We start from the raw sequence: 21,217 nt of genomic DNA, 5'->3' as shown, positions 1-21,217 counted from the left end.
GCGTCACTTACGCGTCAGGCACGATCCGCGGGCGATCCCGGCATGAGATCGTAAGGATGTTTGTACCCCTTCGTGTTCTCGATGCGGGTCATCCACGCGTCAATATGGGGAAACTTCGTGCGGTCGAACCCGAAAGGTTCCGGATAAAACAGGTAACCAACACAGGCGATGTCCGCGATCGTGAGGGCGTCTCCGGTTAGGTAGGGCGTTTCAGTCAATTGCGTTTCCACAACCTTCAAAGCGGAATTCAAACGCATCTGCATGAACGCAATGACATCAGCGTTTTGTTTCTCTTTTGGAAGGAAATTCATGTTGAACCGTAATGGACCAGCAATTCCGCTGAGTTTGTGGTTGTCAAAGAACAACCAGCGCAGGATGTCGCGTCGCTCAGCGGCGGAACGGCCACCTAGCTTACCGGTCTTGGAGGACACGTAGTCCTGAATAACGCCGGATTGCGTCAATACTAGATCGCCATCTTCCATCACAGGGACTTCGCCCATGATGTTAAGTTCACGAAATGGGTCCGTGCGTGTCTCACCGTTGAAAAAATCAACGTACACGGGCTCCCACTCCGCCTCTGATAACTCGAGGGTCAGGGCGGCCTTGTAGGCGTTCCCACTTTCACCAAAACAATGCAATTTAATCATGTGGTTCCCCCTCCCAAGGGCGTTGGCCTGTTGGCCGGGGCTACTTTTTGCGCGCTTCTAACTCGGAATTGAAGATGCGTAGACGATGTCCGAATGTGTCTTCGTCAATCACACTGTCAAAGTTTTCGAACAGAAAGGACAGCGCTTCGCCTTCATCCAACCCTGCCTCTTTGGAAAAACGCTTCAGACGGCGATAACCGTCTTCGGTCATGGCGCAGGGAAAACGGCGGGTTAGGCGAAAACGTTTGGGCATGTGACCTCTAATATAGGAATTGAACGGGGCGGATTTAACCCGCCCCAATCAAAGCTTAGAAGTTTGCAGCGTCCAATGCCATCACAGTATCGGCACCAGTGTTGATACGCGCTAGGTGCATGCCCGTCGCGGGAAGCTGGCGTGCCATGTAGTAGCGGCCCGTTGCGATCTTGGTCTCGTGGAATTCGGTGTCCGTGTCGCCCGCGGCCAGTGCATCCATTGACGCCTTAGCCATACGTGCCCACATCAAACCGAAACAAACGTGCCCCATCATGTGCATGAAGTCATAGGACCCAGCCAGCGCGTGGTTCGGGTTCTTCATGCCGTTTTGCATAAAGTACATGCCGGCCGCTTGCAGGTCTTTGGACGCGGCTTTCAGTGGCTCAAGGAAATCGGCGCCAAACGCTTCGTCGCCCTTGTTCTCAGAGATGTAGGTTTTGATCATCTCAAAGAACGCCAAAACGTGCTTGCCGCCGTCCTGTGCGAGCTTACGTCCAACAAGGTCGAGCGCTTGCACGCCGTTTGCACCCTCATAGATCATCGCGATACGGGCGTCGCGTGCGTATTGGGACATGCCTGTTTCTTCGATGTAGCCGTGGCCGCCGAAAACCTGCTGTGCAGCTACCGTGGTTTCGAAACCTTTGTCGGTCAGGAAACCTTTGATGACCGGTGTCATCAACGAAATCAGACCTTCAGCAGCTTCGTCATCGTTTTTGTGCGCGCGGTCAATCAGCGTGGTGCCCCAATAGGTCAGCGCACGTGCGCCTTCCACGAAGGACTTTTGGTCCATCAGGTTGCGGCGGATATCCGGGTGTACGATCAACGGATCAGCAGGGCCGTCAGGGTTTTCGTCACCTGTTACGGCGCGGCCTTGAAGGCGGTCGTTGGCATAAGCAACGGCGTTCTGATACGCGATTTCGGCCTGCGCGTAGCCCTGTAGGCCAACACCCATACGTGCTTCGTTCATCATCACAAACATTGCGCGCATGCCTTTGTGCATTTCGCCAATGAGATAGCCCTCGGCGTTGTCGTAGTTCATCACGCAGGTTGAATTGCCGTGGATGCCCATCTTTTCTTCGATCTTACCGACCTCAACACCATTGCGATCGCCCAATGAACCGTCTTCTTTGACGATAAACTTCGGCACGATGAACAGGCTGACACCTTTAATGCCGTCTGGCCCGCCCGGAATCTTCGCAAGGACAAGGTGAATGATGTTGTCGGCCATATCATGGTCGCCAGCAGAGATGAAAATCTTGGTGCCGGAAATCTTGTAGCTGCCGTCGTCTTGTGGTTCGGCTTTGGTGCGCATCAGGCCAAGGTCAGTACCACAGTGTGGTTCTGTTAGGTTCATGGTGCCGGTCCATTCGCATGTGACCATCTTTGGCAGGAATTTTGCCTTCTGTTCGGGCGAACCGTGCACGTGGATCGCGCTATAGGCGCCGTGAGTCAGGCCTTGGTACATCTGGAACGCCATATTTGCGCTGACCAGTGTTTCCTGTGCCGCCGTATGCATCACGTAAGGCAGACCTTGGCCGCCGTATTCAGGGTCGCAATCCATTGCGGTCCAACCGCCGTCTTTCATCTGCTGGAAAGCTTCCAAGAAACCTTTTGGCGTGCGGACCACGCCGTTTTCCAGCACGCAGCCTTCGGTGTCGCCCACCTCGTTCAAAGGTAGCAAAACCTCTGTCGCCACTTTGCCTGCTTCTTCCAACACGGCACCCGTAAAATCACGGTCCAGTTCCTCATACCCGTCGATATCCTGCTCTGAGACCTTCAAAACATTATGAAGGATGAACTGCATGTCCTTGGTCGGGGCGTTATAGATAGGCATAAGGGCTCTCTTCGTGTTTGGTAGACGGGGCTAGACTGCCACCGCCCGCTTGGGTTCTAGTTTTGCCAATCGCGCAGCACCCCAATCCATTTGGGCCTTAAGCTCAGCGATGGCTTCGTCGAGTTCAGCGCGTTGCGCTTCCATGCCTTCGAGGTGCTTTTGTGCCAAGACGTAAGTCTCGCGCAATTGCGTCTCTTGGCTATCGTCCATGTAGTATAGGTCCAGCAGTTGGCGAATCTCCTCGAGAGAGAAGCCAAAGCGCTTGCCGCGTAGGATCAACTTCAGACGTGCACGGTCACGTTTTCCGTACAGTCGTTTTTGTCCCTCGCGTTTGGGGAACAAAAGTTCCTTCGCTTCATAGAACCGAAGCGTTCGCGGGGTAACTTCAAATTCTTCGCACATTTGGCGAATGGTCATGGTCTGGTCCGTCATTGTCATTTTCCTCAAAGCGGTTTGGCTGACCGTGAGATGAGGTATGTGGCCCTCACCTTACAAGCATTGGTGACGCGAACGTAAACGTAACGCCGCGTCAAAACGGACTTTACGAAAGGTCAGGAAAGAAACTGCATGGATTTGAGCAATTTTCTAAGTGGGAAGAATGGCGGAGATTTCCCCGTAGGCCTTATTTTTAAGGGCTTTTCGGTATGGATTTCCATACCCCTGCATATAGGCGCCAACGCGTGCTCCACCAGAATTTCATGCAACTTTGCGTTTAGCATTATGGATTTGCGGCCGTTTTCCTGTCCGAAAAGTCCAATTACCACCCTCGATTGACGGTTCGGTAGGTCTCAAAGCACAAGTGGTGACTCGTAAATTTGGTATGTCGGAGGGGCGCACTAGGTCGGTCAATTTGAAATGTTGGGCGCGTATAGTGTGATCAACGAGACAAAAACCGTTGCGTCAATCGGTTCTGGATCGCGGCCATCACTGAATGCCGCGACTTTAGCCAAGTGTTTTGGCTGTTTCGTCCCTTAGCGTTTTGAGCTCTTGCATCGTTTCATCCAGCTGTGTGCGCTGTTCATTCAGTTCAGCCATCTGGCGATCTGCAAGTTCAAGCCAGGTTTTCATCTGGGTTTCAGTGCCCTCATGTTCATAGATCATGAGCCATTGACGAATGTCTTCAAGCGGAAACCCAAATTTACGGCCCCGCAAAATCAGCGTCATTCGGGCAAGTTCCTTGGCACCGTAGAACCGTGAACGGCCGACACGTTCAGGTGAAAGCAGCTCAATGTACTCATAATAACGCAACGTGCGTGGGGTCACATCATACTTGGCACACATTTCTTTAAAACTTAGACGCGGCTCGGTCATAAGGATCTCCTTACATATAAGATGAGTCTACGCCCCAGTCGCTTCTGGGGCAACTGGGGACAGCATTGTTATGATTTGGGGCTTGTGCGCACCTTCACGGCAGGGTTCAAACAGGGCATGAGCAAAGAACGCCAAACTATGATTGCCAAACAATTCATCTCTGCGCTGCCGCATGCGCATGCGCTGGGTATGGATGTAACCGAAATCGGGGATGGCCACGCGACCATCACATTGCCTTATGATGAACGGCTCGTGGGGGATCCTGAAACGGGGGTTATTCACGGTGGCGCTGTTTCGGCGTTGCTAGATACCTGCGCTGGCGCCTCGGTAATGGTTCATGAAAGCCTTCCACTGGGAACAGCGACGCTTGGCTTGAGGATTGATTATATGCGGCCAGCCACGCCGGGCGATATGATCACCGCACGGGCCGAATGCTATCACGTGACACGTTCTGTTGCGTTCGTTCGCGCTACGGCGATGGATGCAGATTCTTCGCGCCCAGTTGCTACCGCGACCGGGGCCTTCACCATCCAAACCGAAAAGAAGGGTAAGTCATGAAGCGCCCAGAGTCGGTCCAAGTGATCAAGCAACGCCGCGATACTGCCCTGCAGTCGCTCCTTGCGGGTGTGCCATACATCCAGTTCATGGGGTTCAAGTTCGATCGTCGTGGTGATGAGCTGACGGGGGTCATGCCCTACCAAGACATGCTGATCGGGAATCCAATGTTGCCGGCACTGCATGGCGGTGCAACGGCTGCCTTCCTTGAAACCACCGCGATTGTTGAACTCAGCTGGGCGATGATGTGGGACCGTATGGAAGCCGGAGAAGACGTCGCCGAGCAGCGCTTGCCAAAGACCATCGATTTTACTGTGGATTACTTGCGCACAGGTCTGCCCCGCGATGCGTATGCCCGCGCAACCGTGAACCGTTCAGGACGTCGCTATGCATCCGTGCATGTGGAAGCTTGGCAGGACAATCGCTCGCGTCTATTTGCACAAGCGACGGGACATTTTCTGATGCCACAAACCGACCAAAACACGTGATGGCACACAGTGGCTGATCTAAACCATCGCCGCATCCTTCATATTGCGGTGCCGGTGGTGCTGGCCAATATCACCATTCCGATCTTGGGATTGGTAGACACGGGTGTGGTTGGGCAGCTGGGCGAGGCCGCCCCAATCGGTGCAGTCGGCATTGGTGCAATCATTCTCACCGCGCTCTATTGGGTTTTTGGGTTCCTGCGGATGGGAACCACGGGGTTCGCCGCACAGGCTATTGGAGCGGGGGACGGTGCGGAACATGCTGCGATCCTGATCCGTGCGCTGGGCATCGCTGCGCTCGGCGGGCTTTTGATCATCGTTTTGCAACGCCCGCTGTTTGCCGCTGGCTTTTGGATGTCGCCTGCCAGCGCAGAGGTCGAAACCCTCGCGCGTAGTTATATGTCGATCCGTGTGTGGTCGGCTCCATTCCTGATTTCAACCTTTGCCATCACGGGCTGGCTCGTCGCCGCGGAACGCACACGCGACATTCTGGTGATCCAATTGGTGATGAACGGCCTTAACATCGGCCTCGATCTGTTGTTCGTTCCCGTCTTTGGCTGGGGCGTTCAGGGCGTCGCAGGCGCGACAGTTATCGCTGAAATTGCAGGTTGTGCCCTCGGCTTCTGGTATTGCCGCGCTGCGTTTCAAGCCGCCCCATGGAAAGACCGCGCGCGCCTGTTTGATCCAATAAAGCTGAAACGTTTTGCATTGGTGAACACCGACATCCTAATCCGCTCGCTGTTCTTACAGGCAATTTTCATGTCGTTCTTGTTCTTTGGGGCTCGTTACGGCGACACGCAGTTGGCAGCCAACCACATCCTGTTGCAGTTCCTTTCTATCACCGCCTATGCGATGGACGGGTTTGCCTTTGCGGCTGAGTCCTTTGTGGGGCAGGCACTCGGCGCCCGTAACCGTGCTGCTTTTCGCCGTGCCGCAATGATGGTGTCCAAGTGGTGCTTTGGCACCGGTGCGCTGCTGTCGGTTGTGTTTGTTTTGACGGGTGGCTTGATCATCGACGCCATGACGACCGCATCCGATGTGCGTATCGCCGCGCGTGACTACTTGACTTACATGGCGCTGACCCCGTTGATTTCGGCGGCACCATTCATGCTGGATGGAATATTCATTGGGGCCACCCGAACACGGGACATGCGCAATATGATGGCTCTATCGACAGCAATTTACTTCGCAGCTGCTTTAGCGTTGATGCCGCTGGCCGCAAATCATGGCCTATGGATAGCGCTGCTCATTAGCTTTGCGGCACGAGGTGCGACGTTGGCATGGAAATACCCCGCGCTCGAACGCTCTGTAACCTGATCTTTCTTTGGCCTAAAAATACTCTAGAGGATGTCCAAGACCGCTTCGGGTGGCCGCCCAATCGCTGCCTTGCCATCAACGATCACGATTGGTCGCTCGATCAGGATCGGGTTCGCGACCATCGCAGCAATCAACTCGTCCTCAGTCGCGTCACGTAAACCTAGCTCCCGGTACAGCTTCTCGCCCTTGCGCATCATCGCGTCGGCGGTGACGCCAAGCGCATTGCGCACGGCGACGATCTCAGCCTCGCTTGGGGCATCTACCAGATAAAGCCGAACAGCAGGCTGCTGGTCGTTTTCCTGCAGCAAGGCCAAAGTCTGACGCGACTTGGTGCAGCGCGGATTGTGCCAGATCGTCAGTTGAGTGGGCATCATAGCCAATCCTCCCTTGCGGTTCCGACGGCGTCCGTGACATTCGCAAAACCGTCGCGGTTGAGCAATTCATCCAACCCTTGCGCAATTTCTCCTGCAAGCGAAATTCCACCATAGACCAAGGCCGTGTAAAACTGCACCGCCGAGGCTCCGGCGCGGATCTTGGCGTAGGCTTGCTCGGCCGAGCCAATACCGCCGACGCCTATCAGTGGAATATCCGTCAGGGTGGACAGTTTCGCCAGTATGCGTGTGGATTTCTCAAACAGAGGTTGTCCGGACAAGCCGCCCGCTTCCTCTTTGTGCGCACTTCGCAAACCATCACGCGATAGGGTCGTGTTGGTGGTGATGACGGCAGAGACTCCCGACGATGCAACCACATCGGCTACGTCCTGAAGGTCTGCATCAGTCAGGTCAGGCGCGATTTTCAGGAACACCGGTATGCCCGCAGCGTTCGCTTCCATTACGCCCCCTAACAGAGCCGCCAACGCGTCTTTGCCTTGCAGGTCACGCAGCTTTTCAGTGTTAGGCGATGAAACGTTGACGGTTGCGAAATCCACATAGGGCCCACAATGGGCCAAAACGCGCGCGAAATCCGCAGCGCGGTCTTCGCTGGTTTTATTTGCGCCAAGGTTCAGGCCCACGATCCGCCCCTTAGGTCGACCCGCGAGCCGCTTCGCGATTGGTTCCATGCCTTCATTGTTAAACCCGAAGCGATTGATTGCGGCTTCATCTTCGGTCAGGCGGAACAAACGGGGGCGGGGGTTTCCCTCCTGTGGGAGGGGGGTCGCGGCCCCTACTTCAAGAAATCCGAAACCAGTGCGCCCAAGCGCAGCCAAAGCCGTTGCGTTCTTGTCGAAACCAGCGGCCAGCCCAACGGGGTTTGGCAGGTCGAGTCCGGCCAAGGTGCAGTGTAAACGATCAGACGTAACCGCGCCACCACTTGGGCCAAGTCCAGTGTTCAGCGCTTTCAAAGCCAGCCCATGTGCCGTCTCAGGATCAAAGGCCCGCAGGGCACGAAGGCCGGCTGTTTCAAGTAGCTTCATGAGAAATCCAGAACGTGGCGGCCATCAATAAGGGGCATTCCCCGCGCCCAGATAACTTCGGATCGCAGCATCGGGCGGTTGTAGATATGCGGGAACTCAGCGCCGCCACGCGATACTTCCCAAACCAGATCGTCCCCGTAGGTTTCTGCGTCCAACGCGGCAAGCATCAGCCCTTTGACGCCTGCGAAATGCTTGTCTGCCGTTTCTTGGGCCTGCTCGGCGGTGGAGGTGTGTATGTAGCCATCGGCCAGATCAATTGGTGCACCCTCAAAGGTGCCTGTCTGGTCCAGTTCGCTCCATTGCTCAGCGGTAAGTATTTTATAGATCAACATAGTGTCGAAGTGCCGCGCTCTTGGCCAAAGGTCAAGTGTCACCGACCCGTCACAAAGCGACGCTACGCCAACTTTGACGCTTGGGCTTTGACTCTTTGACCCGACTCAACCCAAGCTGGTGACAGAAAAAAACCAATGGGGGCTATTATGCTTACGAGACTTCTAGCAACGACAAGCGCGATGACGATGATCGCGGGAATGGCTGCGGCGGATTACACGCTGCATATCGTTCACATCAATGATTTGCACAGCCGTATTGAGCCGATCAGCAAATATGACGGCACATGTAATGCCGAAGACAATGCCGCTGGCGAGTGTTTTGGCGGCGTGGCACGTGTTGCGACAATGATTAACCAGCTGCGCGCTGAGCTGGACGGCGAAAACCTAATCGTTCTGGATGCGGGTGATCAGTATCAGGGCTCGCTGATGTATACGACATACAAGGGCGACGCCGAGATCGAGTTTATGAATGCTATTGGTTTTGACGCCATGGCTGTAGGCAACCACGAGTTTGATGACGGCGACGAAGGTCTAGCGAAGCTGGCAAATGGCGTGGAGTTCCCTGTTATTTCTGGCAACATCGACGTGAGCCAATCCAACATTCTGGCAGGCCTCGTGGACAACCACGTTGTGCTTGAGGTCGGCGGGCAACGCATCGGTATCGTCTCAGCGCTGGCTGCGGATACTGTTGAGACGTCCTCCCCATCTGACACAGTTATCTTTACGGCTGAGATGGAAAGCCTCGCAGCGGATGTTGCTGCCCTTGAGGGTGAAGGTGTAGACAAAATTATCGCGCTGAACCACGTGGGCGTGAACATGGATATGGCGATTGCCGAAGGTATTGACGGGATCGACGCGGTTGTCGGCGGCCATTCGCACACCGAATTTTCCAACACGGTTGAAGGTGCCATGGCCTACCCGACAATGGTTGGTGATGTACCTGTTGTGCAGGCCTACGCCTATTCCAAATACGTTGGTCACTTGACGCTGGTCTTTGATGACGCAGGCAACGTTACTTCTGCAACAGGCGACACGATCTTGCTGGATGCGTCCGTGGCTGAAGACGAAGCCATCGTCGCGCGTGTGGCGGAACTGGCTGGTCCTATCGAAGAGATGAAGACGCAAGTTGTTGCGGACACATCTGAGGTGATCGAAGGATCACGTGAAGTTTGCCGTATGATGGAATGCGCGATGGGGAACCTCGTGGCGGATGCCATGCTCGCGCACACGGCCGATCAGGGCGTTGTGGCCGCGATCCAGAATGGTGGTGGCTTGCGGGCGTCCATTGATGCGGGCGAAATCACCATGGGCGAAGTGCTGACTGTGCTGCCGTTCCAGAATACGCTGGCAACGTTCGAAGTGAGCGGTTCAGACGTTCTTGCTGCGCTTGAGAACGGTGTTGGCCAAGTGGAAGACGGCGCAGGCCGTTTCCCTCAGGTTGCCGGTATTACCTATACTGCGACGTTGAGCGCTGAGCCCGGCAGTCGGATCAGCGACGTGACGATCGGTGGTGCGCCACTGGATGAAGCGGCGACCTATCTGTTGGCCACGAACAACTATGTTCGTAACGGTGGCGACGGGTATTCCATGTTTGAAGGCGCAGCAAACGCCTATGACTTTGGCCCGGGGCTAGAAACTGTCGTAGCAGACTTTCTGATCGAAAACGCGCCATACCAGCCGTACACGGATGGCCGCATTAACATGCAATAAGCCGTCTTTCGGCGAAACCAGCCCCGTCGCAAGCAATTGCGGCGGGGTTTTTCGTGACATAGGCTGTTTGCATGTCCGATGTGCAGACCCAATACGAGACCTACCCCTATCCGGAACGCGACCCTTCGGATGAGGCCAAGCGCCTGATCACAGGGTCCCCGTCTGACCCTCGAGAAATTGATCACTATCTCTTTGGCGGTCATCGCGACTGGTCTAAACCGCTGTGTGCCATGTTTGCAGGTGGCGGGACGGGTGACGGGTTGATCCAACTGGCGCAGATGATGAAGAGCGCTGGGCGACCATATGAGATTACCTATATCGACCTGTCTAAAGCTTCTCGTGAGATTGCAGAGGCCCGCGCAACGGCACGTGGACTAACGGGGATTACGTTTCATACCGGCAGCCTTCTGGATGCTGCCGAATTCGGACCTTTCGACTACATCGATTGCTGCGGTGTGTTGCACCACTTGCCTGATCCGGCAGCGGGGCTCGCCGCTTTGCGAACCGCATTAGCACCGGGCGGCGGGCTTGGATTTATGGTTTATGCGCCGCTTGGCAGGTCCGGTGTCTACCCCTTGCAAGCAGCCTTTGGTGCTGTTCTAGCGGGCTTGCCACCGCGGGACCGGCTGGCGCAAGCGAAGAAGATTTTTGAAAGGTTGCCGGAGGGTCATCCGTTCAAAATCAATCCCCATGTTGTCGATCACAATACGACTGATGCTGGGTTCTACGACCTGTTGCTGCATACACAGGATCAGGCTTTTGACGTCGCTTCGTTGTTGTCCGTTTTTGATGACACCGGTTGGCAACTTCAAAGCTTTTGCGAACCAATGCGATATGACCTAACACGGTTTTGCACACCGCCAGAAGGAATGGGTGCCGCAGCGCAATTGGCTGCCGCTGAGCAGTTTGACGGGACGATAAAAACCCACGTGGGGTATGCGCGTCTGAAATCGGCAGGTCCGCTCAAACGTGATATGGCCTGCATTCCCCATTTGCGCGGCGCGCCCGCGGCCAAAATTGCGAAAGCTGTTGCACAAGGACAATCGCTGCCAATCACGCGCGCTGGGCAAACAGTGCATATTTCATTGCCCGCCGCGGCGGCTCCTTTGATTGCTGGGTGCAACGGACGTCGTAGCCTGAACGAGATCGCGCAGGCGACCAAGACCGACCCTATCGCATTCAACACGCTCTGGGCTCCGGTTGAAGCGGCCTTAACAGGCTGGGGTATGCTGCTATATTCCGACGTGTTGAAGGGGCAGTAGGCGTTATGTGTGGACGAATGGCAACGACACTTCCTCATGATGCCATGGCGCAAATTTTTGCGGCCGCGCCTGCCAATGATCTGCCGGATGTGCCGAATTATAATGTCTGCCCAACGGTTCAAGTGGCCGCTATAGCCCTTGATGAGGCGGGGCGCAGGTATCGGCCAATGCGCTGGGGCTTTATCCCGCATTGGTATCAAAAGCCGAACGGCGGGCCGTTGTTGATAAACGCCCGTGCTGAAACAATTGCCGAGAAACCGGCGTTCAAAGCAGCCTGTCGGGAACGGCGCTGCATTATTCCGACGGCGGGGTTTTATGAATGGACCCGACTGGAGGACGGCACGAAGCTACCGTGGTATATTCAACGCAGTGACGCAGCCCCGATTGCATTTGGTGCGATTTGGCAAGACTGGGGAGACCTTGGCGCAACGGTGGCCATTGTCACAACAATCGCAAACGAGGCGATGGGAAAGATCCACCACCGAATACCGGTTATATTGGAACCGGATCAATGGGCGCTTTGGCTTGGCGAGGAAGGCAAAGGAGCGGCCAAACTGATGCGAGCCACGGGCGAGGACACGTTGTCGTTTCACCGAGTCGACCCAGCGGTCAATTCCAACCGTGCGAGCGGGCCAGAATTGATCGATCCGCTGGACGTCTAAGTTTTAGGTAATCACGTCTGGGTCTACCCGCCCAATCGTTGCCTGCATCTCGCTGATCTCAAACGCGGCGTCGCGTACGTTTTGCAGCGCGGTTTGCGTGTCTTGGTTGATGTCACCGTTCTGGCCTGAGTATTGCCCAAGATAGAGACGCACTGTCGCGCCTTGGGTGCCAGTTCCCGACAGGCGGAACACCGCACGGCCGTCGCCTTCAAACGTGATGCGCAAGCCTTGGTTATTGCTGACCGAACCATCGACAGGGTCGAGGTATGAGAACTCATCAGCAGAAACGACCGTTAGGCCCGCAAAGGATTTCCCTGTTAGGCCGTCAAGGCGACCGCGCAGGTTTTGCATCATGTCATTGGCTTTGTCTGACGCCACCGCTTCAAAATCAAACCGGGAGTAGTAATCGCGACCAAACGTTTTCCAATGGTCAGCAACGATTTCAGACACAGATTGTTTGCGAACTGCGAGGATGTTGAGCCAAAGCAGAACTGCCCATAAACCATCCTTCTCGCGCACGTGGTTTGAGCCGGTGCCTGCGCTTTCTTCGCCGCAGATCGTAACCTTGTCTGCGTCCAGCAAGTTGCCAAAGAATTTCCATCCCGTCGGAGTTTCAAAGGCTTGGATGCCAAGCTTTTGCGCTACGCGATCACCCGCAGCGCTGGTCGGCATAGATCGCGCGATTCCAGCCAGCCCAGCCGCATAAGCAGGCGCGAGGTGGGCGTTTGCCGCGAGAATGGCGAGGCTGTCAGACGGGGTGACATACGCGCCGCGCCCGACGATCATATTGCGATCCCCATCACCATCAGACGCAGCGCCAAGGTCAGGTGCATTGTCTGACGTCATAACATCCATCAGCTCTTTGGCCCAAATCGGGTTGGGGTCGGGGTGGCCCTTGCCGAAATCCTCAAGCGGGATGCCGTTGGTCACGGTGCCAGCTGGTGCGCCGAGCGCGTTCTCTAGAATAGCAGTACCGTATGGACCCGTAACGGCATGCATCGCGTCAAACCGCATGGTGAAACCACTGACAAACAACGCGCGGATGGCGTCGAAATCAAACAGGCTTTCCATCAGAGCTTGGTAGTCTGAAACTGGATCAACGACTTGGATTGTCATGTTGCCATGGCTGGTTGTTCCAATGCGAGACAGGTCAATGTCGTCGGTATCGATGGTTTCGAAAGCGCTAATCGTTGTCGTGGCTTCAAATACCTTCGCCGTGAGAGCTTCGGAGGCAGGGCCGCCATTGGCCGCATTGAACTTTACACCAAAATCTTCGTCGATGCCGCCGGGATTGTGGCTTGCGGACAGGATGAAACCACCGTCGGCTTTGTTCAGCCGGATCAGGTGGGACGCCGCAGGGGTCGACAGAATGCCATTTTGCCCAACGATAACCTTCGTTGCACCGTTGCCCGCAGCCATTTTCAGGATCACCTGTATTGCATCTTTATTGAAGTAGCGTCCATCGCCGCCGACAACGAATGTCTTGCCTGCACCACCGCCAATGGCGTCAAACGTCGCCTGTATGAAGTTTTCCAGGTAATTCGGCTCCATGAAAACGCGCGTTTTTTTGCGCAAACCTGAGGTGCCAGGCATTTGGCCTTCAATGGGAGCTGTCTTTACTGTCTTGAACTTCAACTGTCTGTCCTTTGATCTTGATGCCGTAACACAATGCGATACGCCGCCTGCCAAAGCCTAACATGACAATGAACCGAGAAACATCTGGAGATCACAGTCGAGGCCACGACTAACGACATAGATCGTTTGTTTATTCGCGAAATGTCAGAAAGGTCACCAATGGCAGTCCCTAGGGGAATCGAACCCCTCTTTCCAGGTTGAAAACCTGGCGTCCTAACCGATAGACGAAGGGACCGCTGTTGGTGAGGGCGTATTTAGGGAACACTCTCGAAACACGCAAGTAGAAACTTAGCAAAAAATCACAGAATTTTTCAGGCGGCTGGCGCGGCATCTTCGAGGCGTAATTGTGGACGTTGGCGGCCTTGCCATGTGTTGATTTCCAAACGGCCTGCCAGATGAAACCGTGCACCGCCATGGTCACGCAGCATCGGGCCGATTGCGTTGTCCATTGCGCCAAAGGCAATGGCATCGATGCGCGCGCTCAACCCGTCTCCGAAGGTAACCTTCAGGTGGTTCGCACCAACAACCTTGGTGAAGTTGATCGTACAATCAGGGAAAACAAAGCGCGGGGCAGGGGCGCCGGCGCCAAATGGCCCAGCCTGTTCGATAATTTCTATCAGATCAACGGTTGCGGCGCCGGGCATCAAAAGCCCGTCGACCTTTAGGTCAGCAGGCCCGATATCGCCTGCGCCTTGTTTGCCGAGAAGCTCTGATAAGCGCTCCATTGCCGCATCAATCTTGTCGCGCGCAACGGTTAGACCCGCCGCCATCTTGTGACCCCCGCCCTTGATCAACAGGCCCTCAGCGGCGCAGCGCTGGATTGCGGCCCCAAGATCAATACCTGACACAGAGCGACCTGAGCCTTTACCCTCGTCGCCGTCCAGCCCGATCACAATAGCCGGTCGGTTGGTCGATTCTTTCAAGCGCGACGCAACAATACCAACAACGCCCGGATGCCAGCCTTCTCCAGCGGCCCAAACCAAAGGAGCGTCAGTACCGCGCACTTCAGCCTGTTCAATCGCCATTTCGCGAACCTGATTCTCGATCTCTCGGCGTTCGGTATTTAAGTCATCCAATCGCGCGGCTATGGATTGGGCCTCGCGTGGGTCTGTTGTCGCCAAAAGGCGCGCACCAAGGTCCGCTTTGCCAATGCGCCCACCCGCATTCACCCGTGGCCCGAGCAGAAACCCAAGGTGATAGGATGATGGCGCCGTATCCATGCGCGAAACATCCGCCAGCGCGACAAGCCCTGCTCGTTGCCGACGCGCCATAACTGTTAACCCTTGGCGCACAAACGCGCGGTTCACCCCAATTAGCGGTGCAACATCGGCCACTGTACCAAGGGCCACTAGGTCGAGTAAGGCCATTAAGTCAGGCGTCTTTGATCCTGCTTCACGCAGTTGGCGGTTTGCCTCAACCAATGCCAAGAACACCACACCCGCCGCACAAAGATGCGCAAGGTCCCCAGATTCATCTTGTCGATTCGGGTTCACGACAGCCAACGCAGGGGGCAAGGTTTCTCCACCCAAGTGGTGGTCGAGCACAACGACATCCGCGCCCACCGCTGCTTCAATCGGACCATGTGACAGCGTCCCGCAGTCTACACAAATGATCAGGTCATGATCGCGTGCCAGCGCCGACATGGCCTCGTCATTTGGGCCATAGCCCTCATCAATTCGGTCGGGAACATATAAAGTGGGCGACACGTTAAACCCGCGCAACCAATCGATCAGCAGCGCCGCAGAGGTCCCACCATCCACATCATAATCTGCGAAAATTGCGATCCGTTCCCGCGCCGTGGCTGCCGCGACAACCCGCGCTGCCGCCTTTTCCATGTCCCGCATTGAACGCGGGTCAGGCATGAGATCGCGTAAGGTTGGCGCAAGAAACGAAGCGGCTTCGCTGGCTTCCACTCCACGGCGCACCAAAGTGCGGCAAACAGGCAAAGGGATAGCCGTTTCCTGTACCATCGCTTCGGCTAAACGGTCGTCTTCAACGCTCGGGCCAACCCACCGGCGCCCGGTCGCTGACGCCTCAACATTTAAAAATGCGCCTTTGTTATTTGGTGTCTCATTCATCACTCAACACCATATGTGCCGATGCGAGGATTCGCCACGCCCAAGCTTCTTTGACTCAAAAATACTCACGTCTTAGCGCACCGAAGGTGCGCCCCCCGCTCCCCGCAGGGGCGAACCGCAAGGTTTATACAGGGTTGCGGTAGGTCATGCGGCGCACAGAACCCGTTTTGGATCGCATCAGAACTGTTTCAGTCGTTAGGAAACCTGGCTCGCGCTTGATGCCTGCCAGCAAAGATCCATCCGTCACACCAGTCGCGGCAAAAATCACGTCAGACGTCACCATATCATCGCGGGTATAGACGCGATCGAAGTTGGTGATGCCAGCCTTTGTTGCACGACCACGTTCGTCGTCGTTGCGGAACAACAGCTTGCCGAACATTTGCCCGCCCATGCACTTCAGGGCAGCAGCCGCCAAAACACCCTCAGGTGCGCCACCGGACCCCATGTACATGTCGATGCCAGTGGTCGCCGCTTCAGCGCAGTGCATTACGCCAGCAACGTCGCCATCTGTGATCAGCCGGATCGCCGCACCCGTGCTGCGCAATTCCGCGATCATATCCTCATGGCGCGGGCGTTCTAGGACACAAACTGTGATGTCCTCTGTCGAACATCCCTTAGCAGCCGCCAGTGTAGAAACGCGTTCGGACGGTGACATGTCCATCGTTACAACACCAGGCTTGAACCCTGGGCCAATCGCCAACTTGTCCATGTAAACGTCCGGCGCGTGCAGCATTGAACCGCGTGGCCCCATTGCAATCACTGTCAGCGCGTTTGGCATGTCTTTCGCAGTCAGCGTTGTGCCCTCCAGCGGATCAAGCGCGATATCAACACCCGGACCGTTACCAGAGCCAACTTCTTCACCGATAAACAACATCGGTGCTTCGTCGCGTTCACCTTCACCGATCACCACGACGCCAGCGATGTCCAGTTTATTCAGCTGCTCACGCATTGCGTTCACCGCCGCTTGGTCGGCAGCCTTTTCATCACCGCGTCCGATCAAGGTGGCACTGGCGATCGCTGCAGCCTCTGACACGCGGGCGAGGCCCAATGAAAGCATACGGTCGTTGAAGTCGAGGGTAGCCATGTGGAGATCCTTATCTGAGTTACCCCGACCTATCGTCATGCACGGCAGAGCTACAAGCCTGAGAGCGCTAACAATCGGAATTTTTTGGCGCGGCAACTGTTATTTTGCTTGCGCCAAGGGCAAGCAACGCAAGTGTCGTGATCCCGATTACGGTTGCGATGGACAGGATGCGCGCGATGTCAGCATAGGGCATCAATCCGGCGTCCGTTGTTGATATCGCGCCGGCGGAAAGGGCCACCGCAAAAGTGAGGCGGCCTACAAAGCTTTTAAGGGACAGCCACGTCGCCCGGCTATCATCTGACAACAGCGGTTGAATGCGGCCAAGAATGAATGGACGAGATAAGGCGTCAGGCACCATGCGCAGCAGTAAAAAAACGAGCACGATAGCGCTGTCTGTAAGTGCCATTACACCGCTGATTACGATCTGCAGCCCGTACGCGCTGAGAAGCAGCAGTGGAAGGCCAAGTGCATTGCGTAATTGCAGGGCCACAAGTGAAACAGCAACGGAAATCCCCATCATCAAGGCCGTGATTGCGCCGCTAACCAAGGGTGCGCTGCTGGCAAAGCCAACATCGTTCAATGCTTCAAGAATAAAGGGTTGTCCAAACACAAACGGCAGGTGGCTAAAACAGTACATCAAGACGGTAAGGGCGAAGAACCACAACAGCACGGGGTTGCGAAAGTTTGCCCCCAAATGCGAAAGCCGTAGCAATTCAACCCCTTCCGCCATTTCCGTTGTGCGCGGAGGTTCGACAAAACGCCAAGTCACCCAGACCAAACCCGCCATTGCGCCGCCGGTTGCGATGAACGGCAGGCGCGGGTCAATCAATGCAAGTGCGCCACCCGTTACGGCTGACAGCGCGAGGCCGACAAAGGAGAACCGCCATGCGACGACTTCCTGTGCCTCGATCTCACCCTCACGCCCTGTCGCGGCTAGGCTTTCGTAAAGCAATGCTTCGTCTGTGCCGCTTGAAAATGCGCTGCCTGCACCGATAAGAATTTGTGCTGCTATGAAAACGGCAAAGCTGCTTCCAAAACCGAGAAGGGTAACCCCGATGAGGGTTACAGCGGCACTGGCGATCAGCGTTTTGCGTCGCCCAAGACGGTCAGACATATAGCCGGACGGGACCTCAAGAACGGTGATCGCCACGTCGAGCACGACATATAGAAGGATCGCTTGCGCACCTGACAGAATGTCTTGGAAATACAGGAACCAGACCGCCTGCCAAAAGGTCAAGCTGCGCAGGAAACGCGACCAGCGGTAAAGTGAAATATTGCTGGTGACGTCTGGTTGCATGACGCCACCCTAACAGGTCACCTAAAGTAAGCTAGCCAACATCTTCGATGCGAATGGCGACGGGGTCTCTTTGCACAACGGATGTTTTGGTCATCGCTGCAAGCGCTTCGTCAAGTGCTGTGCGTGTGACTTTGTGGGTCACAATCAGTACAGGCGCTTCTGTGTCTTGGTGGCCGTACTGGCGCATCCGGTCAATCGAAACGCCTGCATCGCCCAAGACGGCGGCGACTTTGGCGAGTGCACCGGGTTTGTCGACCAGTTGCATACGTAGATAATAAGGCGCAGGGACCGCAGCCTTAGCAGCGCGCGCTTTGCGCAGGGTCGTTGCGGGTTGCCCGAAAGTTTTCAAACGCAATCCACGAGCAATATCGATCACGTCGGACATGACCGCGCTTGCAGTTGGACCTTCTCCAGCACCAGCGCCGCGCAACACGATTTGGCCCACAGAATCGCCCTCAATGACGACCATATTGGTGCCGCCTTCGAGTTGACCGAGCGGGGACTGATCTGGCACCAAGCACGGGGACATGCGCTGCTCAAGGCCACGGCCGGTCATTTGCGCGACGCCAAGCAGTTTAATGCGGAAGCCCATATCAGCCGCCGCATCGATGTCTTCAAGGGTGATTGCCTGGATGCCTTCAAGCTCTACCGCGTCAAAATCGACCTGAGTGCCGAAGGCGACAGAGGACAAAAGCGAAAGCTTGTGGCCCGCATCGATGCCGCCCACATCAAGGTTCGGATCGGCTTCAAGATAGCCGAGCTTGTCGGCCTCATCAAACAGGGCGTTGTACCCCTGACGGGTCGCCTGCATTTGCGTCAGAATGTAGTTACAGGTGCCGTTCATCACGCCCATAACGCGGGTGATTTCGTTGCCTGCCAGACCTTCGGTCAGAGCCTTCATCACTGGAATGCCGCCCGCAACTGCGGCTTCATAGCGGATGACCAAACCAGCTTTCTCAGCGGCTTCGGCTAGTTCTTGGCCGTGGTGGGCGAGCATGGCTTTGTTGGCTGTAACCACGTCTTTGCCAGCTTTGATCGCGGCTTCGGTTGCGTCTTTGGCTGGGCCCTCGTCGCCCCCCATGAGTTCAACAAACACATCAATATCATCACGCTTGGCCAATGCGACCGGATCGTCTTCCCATGCGTAGTCCGTCAATGGAATGCCACGGTCTTTGTCTTTGGACCGCGCGGACACCGCGGAAATTGTGATTTTGCGGCCGGTACGGGCTTCTAGCAAGTCAGCCTGTTTGCGAATGATACGGACAACGCCCACACCAACTGTTCCGAGGCCAGCAATGCCGAGACGAAGGGGAGTGGTCATGAGGGATAGTCCTTAGATTAGAATTAGGCGGGTGTTAGCGTGTTGGCAGCGGGACTTCAACGTACGCCGCGCAACATGCGTGTGCGTATTGCGGCGGGAATAACTGGGCCACGCAAACGCGCAGCGCGTGCACGCAGGTTCGCCAGACGCGGTTCAAGGTCTGTAATCGCTGCTTCTGTTCCGCCTGTGCTGGTGTTTGCTTGTGCCAGAAGCGGTGCGAGGGGCACAAGTTCAGGGAAGGGCGCATTGGCCTGTTCCGGCGTGACTGTTCCATCAAGTTCCGGAAATCCGGAGCATGATGGCAGTGCAGCAAGCATAGCTAAAAGGGCGAAAGCGAAGCGCATGTTTTATGTCCATTCGGAGTTGCGGCGACCATAGATGCAGGTGACGAGGTCAGCAAGGAAGGCTGTACGTTTTGGACGTCAGAACCCCTGGCTGGAATATTCTAGAAACAAAGACAAGACGTGTCGTGAATGAAACAGACGTGTCGGACGCATGCAGGGACGTTTTCCCAAACAGGAGAAAAATTATGAAAGTTGGATTTGTCGGGCTTGGGTCAGTGGGCGGAAAACTGGCGGGGTCAGTCTTGCGTAACGGGTTTGATTTGTTCGTGCATGATTTGGATGCTGAGGCCGTGGCTGGATTTGTGGCACGCGGTGCACGTGATGGCGGATCGCCTGCACAACTAATGGCGGAGTGCGATGTGGTCATTACGTGTTTGCCGTCGCCAAAAGCCTGCGCCGCTGTGGTTGAAGCGATGATGCCCAGTGTGACTGAAGGTAAGATCTGGCTGGAAATGTCGACCACGGATTCGGAGGAACTCAAGCGCCACGCGGCAGCCGTGACTGAGCGTGGCGGTTTTGCGGTGGATTGTCCGGTGTCTGGTGGATGTCACCGTGCGGATACGGGCAACATTTCTATTTTTGCGGGTTGTGACCGCGCGACGTTTGAAAAGGTGTTGCCGTTGTTGACCACTTTGGGGCGGCGGGTTTTGCACACAGGCGACATTGGCACGGCCAGCACGCTTAAGGTGATGACGAACTATCTGGCGACGGCGAACCTGCTGACTGTTTGTGAGGCTATGGTTACGATGAAAGCTGCGGGAATGGATCTGGCGACCACCTATGAAGCGATCAAGATTTCAAGCGGAACGTCCTTTGTGCATGAAACTGAAAGCCAAGTTATTTTGAACGGCAGCCGCGATATCGGGTTCTCGATGGGGCTTGTAAAGAAAGACATTGGGCTGTTTCAGCAGATTGCCGAGGACAATGACGTACCATTGGAGATCAGCCCGATGATGGTGAAGATTTTTGAAGAAGGTATCGATCGATACGGGTTTGACGCGCAAAGCGATGACATCATCAAACGATTAGAGGAAGCCACAGGGTTGGACATTACGGCGCCAGGTTTCCCTGCTGAGATGGTTGATGATGAACCTGAAGAACCAGGATATGAGGTGACGCCGCCCCGCTAGACGCTTTTAAAGCTCCCTCGAGTTGGCTAGAGGAAAAGCAAGCAATCAGGGGCCGACATGAAAAACGCCAAAGAAGATGAGATAATCGCCACGCTTCAAGTGTCACGGCTGCGCAGGCTTTTTGCGTATTTCGCGATTTTCGCCTTGGGGGCCATGCTTATTCTGTTGGCGTTCGTGAAGCCGCCGGAGTTTGGCTGGCAAGTTTACTTAATGTTGCTTGGCTCTGGCGCACTTATTGTTGCGGAACGATTGCGCCGTGCGACGATGCTCGGGCTTGTGCTGACGGAACGCGAGTTGCGCGACACATCAGGCCACGTGTTGACGGAATTGACGAACGTCAGATCAGTTGATCGCGGAGCATTTGCGTTCAAATCATCAAACGGCTTTGTCTTACGCCTGCATCGTAGCCAGCCACGCGCTTGGGCTCCTGGCTTGTGGTGGCGGTTTTCGACGCGTGTTGGGGTCGGTGGGGTGACGGAATCTGGTCCGGCCAAATACATGGCAGAACAGATTGCTTTGCGGATCGATTAGGATCGTAAGGGCGAA

Annotated in this window: 22 protein-coding genes and 1 tRNA gene; 8 read left to right on the top strand and 15 right to left on the bottom strand. The window is 55.6% G+C overall.

Annotated features, from left to right (window positions below; all coding sequences use genetic code 11):
- Positions 1-14 precede the first annotated feature (14 nt).
- From OCA8868_RS04615 to OCA8868_RS04595, 5 genes are all read right to left on the bottom strand, one after another.
- Positions 15-647, bottom strand: coding sequence for a glutathione S-transferase family protein (locus OCA8868_RS04615; RefSeq protein ID WP_093995325.1), 633 nt, complete (start codon positions 645-647; stop codon positions 15-17).
- A gap of 40 nt (positions 648-687) precedes the next feature.
- Positions 688-900: a hypothetical protein gene (locus OCA8868_RS04610; RefSeq protein ID WP_093995324.1), complete on the bottom strand. Its 213-nt coding sequence runs from the start codon at positions 898-900 to the stop codon at positions 688-690.
- Positions 901-955: 55 nt separating this feature from the next.
- On the bottom strand, positions 956-2,734 hold the full coding sequence (locus OCA8868_RS04605) for an acyl-CoA dehydrogenase C-terminal domain-containing protein (protein WP_093995323.1): 1,779 nt from the start codon (positions 2,732-2,734) through the stop codon (positions 956-958).
- Positions 2,735-2,764: 30 nt separating this feature from the next.
- Positions 2,765-3,166: a MerR family transcriptional regulator gene (locus OCA8868_RS04600; protein WP_093995535.1), complete on the bottom strand. Its 402-nt coding sequence runs from the start codon at positions 3,164-3,166 to the stop codon at positions 2,765-2,767.
- A gap of 510 nt (positions 3,167-3,676) precedes the next feature.
- Positions 3,677-4,045 (bottom strand): MerR family transcriptional regulator, encoded by a 369-nt coding sequence (locus OCA8868_RS04595; protein ID WP_093995322.1) that lies wholly within the window; start codon positions 4,043-4,045, stop codon positions 3,677-3,679.
- Between the two features lie 117 nt (positions 4,046-4,162).
- Between OCA8868_RS04595 and OCA8868_RS04590 the strand changes: the two genes are divergently transcribed.
- The 3 genes from OCA8868_RS04590 to OCA8868_RS04580 are packed head-to-tail and all read left to right on the top strand — an operon-like array spanning position 4,163 to position 6,402.
- The gene (locus tag OCA8868_RS04590; RefSeq protein ID WP_093995534.1) at positions 4,163-4,603 is read left to right on the top strand and encodes a PaaI family thioesterase; all 441 of its coding nucleotides are present in this window, start codon (positions 4,163-4,165) and stop codon (positions 4,601-4,603) included.
- Positions 4,600-5,088 (top strand): PaaI family thioesterase, encoded by a 489-nt coding sequence (locus OCA8868_RS04585; protein WP_093995321.1) that lies wholly within the window; start codon positions 4,600-4,602, stop codon positions 5,086-5,088. The genes OCA8868_RS04590 and OCA8868_RS04585 overlap by 4 nt, the downstream gene beginning before the upstream one ends.
- A 9-nt stretch (positions 5,089-5,097) precedes the next feature.
- Positions 5,098-6,402 carry an MATE family efflux transporter gene (locus OCA8868_RS04580; protein ID WP_093995320.1) on the top strand — a complete coding sequence of 435 codons (1,305 nt, stop codon included), beginning with the start codon at positions 5,098-5,100 and terminating at the stop codon, positions 6,400-6,402.
- A 23-nt stretch (positions 6,403-6,425) separates the two neighbouring features.
- Here OCA8868_RS04580 and arsC read toward each other — a convergent pair whose 3' ends face one another.
- From arsC to OCA8868_RS04565, 3 genes are read right to left on the bottom strand one after another with little or no spacing between them, the layout of a single operon-like run.
- A complete protein-coding gene (gene arsC, locus OCA8868_RS04575; protein ID WP_093995319.1) occupies positions 6,426-6,776 on the bottom strand; it encodes an arsenate reductase (glutaredoxin) in 351 nt (116 codons plus the stop codon).
- Entirely contained in the window at positions 6,773-7,816 is a 1,044-nt protein-coding gene (locus tag OCA8868_RS04570) for a quinone-dependent dihydroorotate dehydrogenase (RefSeq protein WP_093995318.1), read from the bottom strand. The genes arsC and OCA8868_RS04570 overlap by 4 nt, the downstream gene beginning before the upstream one ends.
- On the bottom strand, positions 7,813-8,148 hold the full coding sequence (locus OCA8868_RS04565; protein WP_093995317.1) for a DUF952 domain-containing protein: 336 nt from the start codon (positions 8,146-8,148) through the stop codon (positions 7,813-7,815). The genes OCA8868_RS04570 and OCA8868_RS04565 overlap by 4 nt, the downstream gene beginning before the upstream one ends.
- A gap of 147 nt (positions 8,149-8,295) precedes the next feature.
- On the opposite strand from OCA8868_RS04565, the gene OCA8868_RS04560 reads away from it, so the two are divergent.
- From OCA8868_RS04560 to OCA8868_RS04550, 3 genes are all read left to right on the top strand, one after another.
- Positions 8,296-9,858 carry a bifunctional metallophosphatase/5'-nucleotidase gene (locus OCA8868_RS04560; protein ID WP_093995316.1) on the top strand — a complete coding sequence of 521 codons (1,563 nt, stop codon included), beginning with the start codon at positions 8,296-8,298 and terminating at the stop codon, positions 9,856-9,858.
- A gap of 71 nt (positions 9,859-9,929) precedes the next feature.
- Positions 9,930-11,120, top strand: coding sequence for a class I SAM-dependent methyltransferase (locus OCA8868_RS04555; protein WP_093995315.1), 1,191 nt, complete (start codon positions 9,930-9,932; stop codon positions 11,118-11,120).
- A 5-nt stretch (positions 11,121-11,125) separates the two neighbouring features.
- Complete coding sequence (locus OCA8868_RS04550; protein WP_093995314.1) at positions 11,126-11,782, top strand: SOS response-associated peptidase; 657 nt, start codon at positions 11,126-11,128, stop codon at positions 11,780-11,782.
- A 3-nt stretch (positions 11,783-11,785) separates the two neighbouring features.
- Here OCA8868_RS04550 and OCA8868_RS04545 read toward each other — a convergent pair whose 3' ends face one another.
- The 7 genes from OCA8868_RS04545 to OCA8868_RS04515 all read right to left on the bottom strand — a co-directional run bounded on the left by OCA8868_RS04545 (position 11,786) and on the right by OCA8868_RS04515 (position 19,541).
- Positions 11,786-13,417, bottom strand: coding sequence for an alpha-D-glucose phosphate-specific phosphoglucomutase (locus OCA8868_RS04545; RefSeq protein ID WP_093995313.1), 1,632 nt, complete (start codon positions 13,415-13,417; stop codon positions 11,786-11,788).
- A gap of 160 nt (positions 13,418-13,577) precedes the next feature.
- Positions 13,578-13,652: transfer RNA gene (locus OCA8868_RS04540), tRNA-Glu, on the bottom strand.
- A 76-nt stretch (positions 13,653-13,728) separates the two neighbouring features.
- Positions 13,729-15,495: a single-stranded-DNA-specific exonuclease RecJ gene (gene recJ / locus OCA8868_RS04535; RefSeq protein ID WP_093995312.1), complete on the bottom strand. Its 1,767-nt coding sequence runs from the start codon at positions 15,493-15,495 to the stop codon at positions 13,729-13,731.
- 124 nt (positions 15,496-15,619) lie between these two features.
- Positions 15,620-16,579 (bottom strand): class II fructose-bisphosphatase, encoded by a 960-nt coding sequence (gene glpX / locus OCA8868_RS04530; RefSeq protein ID WP_093995311.1) that lies wholly within the window; start codon positions 16,577-16,579, stop codon positions 15,620-15,622.
- Between the two features lie 67 nt (positions 16,580-16,646).
- On the bottom strand, positions 16,647-17,876 hold the full coding sequence (locus OCA8868_RS04525; RefSeq protein ID WP_093995310.1) for an MFS transporter: 1,230 nt from the start codon (positions 17,874-17,876) through the stop codon (positions 16,647-16,649).
- A gap of 31 nt (positions 17,877-17,907) precedes the next feature.
- A complete protein-coding gene (locus OCA8868_RS04520) occupies positions 17,908-19,197 on the bottom strand; it encodes a homoserine dehydrogenase (protein ID WP_093995309.1) in 1,290 nt (429 codons plus the stop codon).
- A gap of 56 nt (positions 19,198-19,253) precedes the next feature.
- A complete protein-coding gene (locus OCA8868_RS04515; protein ID WP_093995308.1) occupies positions 19,254-19,541 on the bottom strand; it encodes a hypothetical protein in 288 nt (95 codons plus the stop codon).
- A 185-nt stretch (positions 19,542-19,726) separates the two neighbouring features.
- Between OCA8868_RS04515 and OCA8868_RS04510 the strand changes: the two genes are divergently transcribed.
- Both OCA8868_RS04510 and OCA8868_RS04505 read left to right on the top strand, forming a co-directional pair.
- Positions 19,727-20,671 (top strand): NAD(P)-dependent oxidoreductase, encoded by a 945-nt coding sequence (locus OCA8868_RS04510; RefSeq protein WP_093995307.1) that lies wholly within the window; start codon positions 19,727-19,729, stop codon positions 20,669-20,671.
- Between the two features lie 57 nt (positions 20,672-20,728).
- Positions 20,729-21,202 (top strand): hypothetical protein, encoded by a 474-nt coding sequence (locus tag OCA8868_RS04505; RefSeq protein ID WP_093995306.1) that lies wholly within the window; start codon positions 20,729-20,731, stop codon positions 21,200-21,202.
- The last annotated feature ends 15 nt before the right edge of the window (positions 21,203-21,217 follow it).

It is taken from the genome of Octadecabacter ascidiaceicola, from assembly GCF_900185015.1.
In the GTDB taxonomy this organism is placed as follows: Bacteria; Pseudomonadota; Alphaproteobacteria; order Rhodobacterales; family Rhodobacteraceae; genus Octadecabacter; species Octadecabacter ascidiaceicola.
Note: the sequence above shows the minus strand (reverse complement) of the source record. Positions and strands in the feature narration are given on the sequence as shown.

Coding starts and splice junctions, on each gene's coding strand:
- OCA8868_RS04615 (WP_093995325.1), bottom strand. CDS start 647: ATGATTAAATTGCATTGTTTTGGTGAAAGTGGGAACGCCTACAAGGCC.
- OCA8868_RS04610 (WP_093995324.1), bottom strand. CDS start 900: ATGCCCAAACGTTTTCGCCTAACCCGCCGTTTTCCCTGCGCCATGACC.
- OCA8868_RS04605 (WP_093995323.1), bottom strand. CDS start 2,734: ATGCCTATCTATAACGCCCCGACCAAGGACATGCAGTTCATCCTTCAT.
- OCA8868_RS04600 (WP_093995535.1), bottom strand. CDS start 3,166: ATGACGGACCAGACCATGACCATTCGCCAAATGTGCGAAGAATTTGAA.
- OCA8868_RS04595 (WP_093995322.1), bottom strand. CDS start 4,045: ATGACCGAGCCGCGTCTAAGTTTTAAAGAAATGTGTGCCAAGTATGAT.
- OCA8868_RS04590 (WP_093995534.1), top strand. CDS start 4,163: ATGAGCAAAGAACGCCAAACTATGATTGCCAAACAATTCATCTCTGCG.
- OCA8868_RS04585 (WP_093995321.1), top strand. CDS start 4,600: ATGAAGCGCCCAGAGTCGGTCCAAGTGATCAAGCAACGCCGCGATACT.
- arsC (WP_093995319.1), bottom strand. CDS start 6,776: ATGATGCCCACTCAACTGACGATCTGGCACAATCCGCGCTGCACCAAG.
- OCA8868_RS04570 (WP_093995318.1), bottom strand. CDS start 7,816: ATGAAGCTACTTGAAACAGCCGGCCTTCGTGCCCTGCGGGCCTTTGAT.
- OCA8868_RS04565 (WP_093995317.1), bottom strand. CDS start 8,148: ATGTTGATCTATAAAATACTTACCGCTGAGCAATGGAGCGAACTGGAC.
- OCA8868_RS04560 (WP_093995316.1), top strand. CDS start 8,296: ATGCTTACGAGACTTCTAGCAACGACAAGCGCGATGACGATGATCGCG.
- OCA8868_RS04555 (WP_093995315.1), top strand. CDS start 9,930: ATGTCCGATGTGCAGACCCAATACGAGACCTACCCCTATCCGGAACGC.
- OCA8868_RS04550 (WP_093995314.1), top strand. CDS start 11,126: ATGTGTGGACGAATGGCAACGACACTTCCTCATGATGCCATGGCGCAA.
- recJ (WP_093995312.1), bottom strand. CDS start 15,495: ATGAATGAGACACCAAATAACAAAGGCGCATTTTTAAATGTTGAGGCG.
- glpX (WP_093995311.1), bottom strand. CDS start 16,579: ATGGCTACCCTCGACTTCAACGACCGTATGCTTTCATTGGGCCTCGCC.
- OCA8868_RS04525 (WP_093995310.1), bottom strand. CDS start 17,876: ATGCAACCAGACGTCACCAGCAATATTTCACTTTACCGCTGGTCGCGT.
- OCA8868_RS04520 (WP_093995309.1), bottom strand. CDS start 19,197: ATGACCACTCCCCTTCGTCTCGGCATTGCTGGCCTCGGAACAGTTGGT.
- OCA8868_RS04515 (WP_093995308.1), bottom strand. CDS start 19,541: ATGCGCTTCGCTTTCGCCCTTTTAGCTATGCTTGCTGCACTGCCATCA.
- OCA8868_RS04510 (WP_093995307.1), top strand. CDS start 19,727: ATGAAAGTTGGATTTGTCGGGCTTGGGTCAGTGGGCGGAAAACTGGCG.
- OCA8868_RS04505 (WP_093995306.1), top strand. CDS start 20,729: ATGAAAAACGCCAAAGAAGATGAGATAATCGCCACGCTTCAAGTGTCA.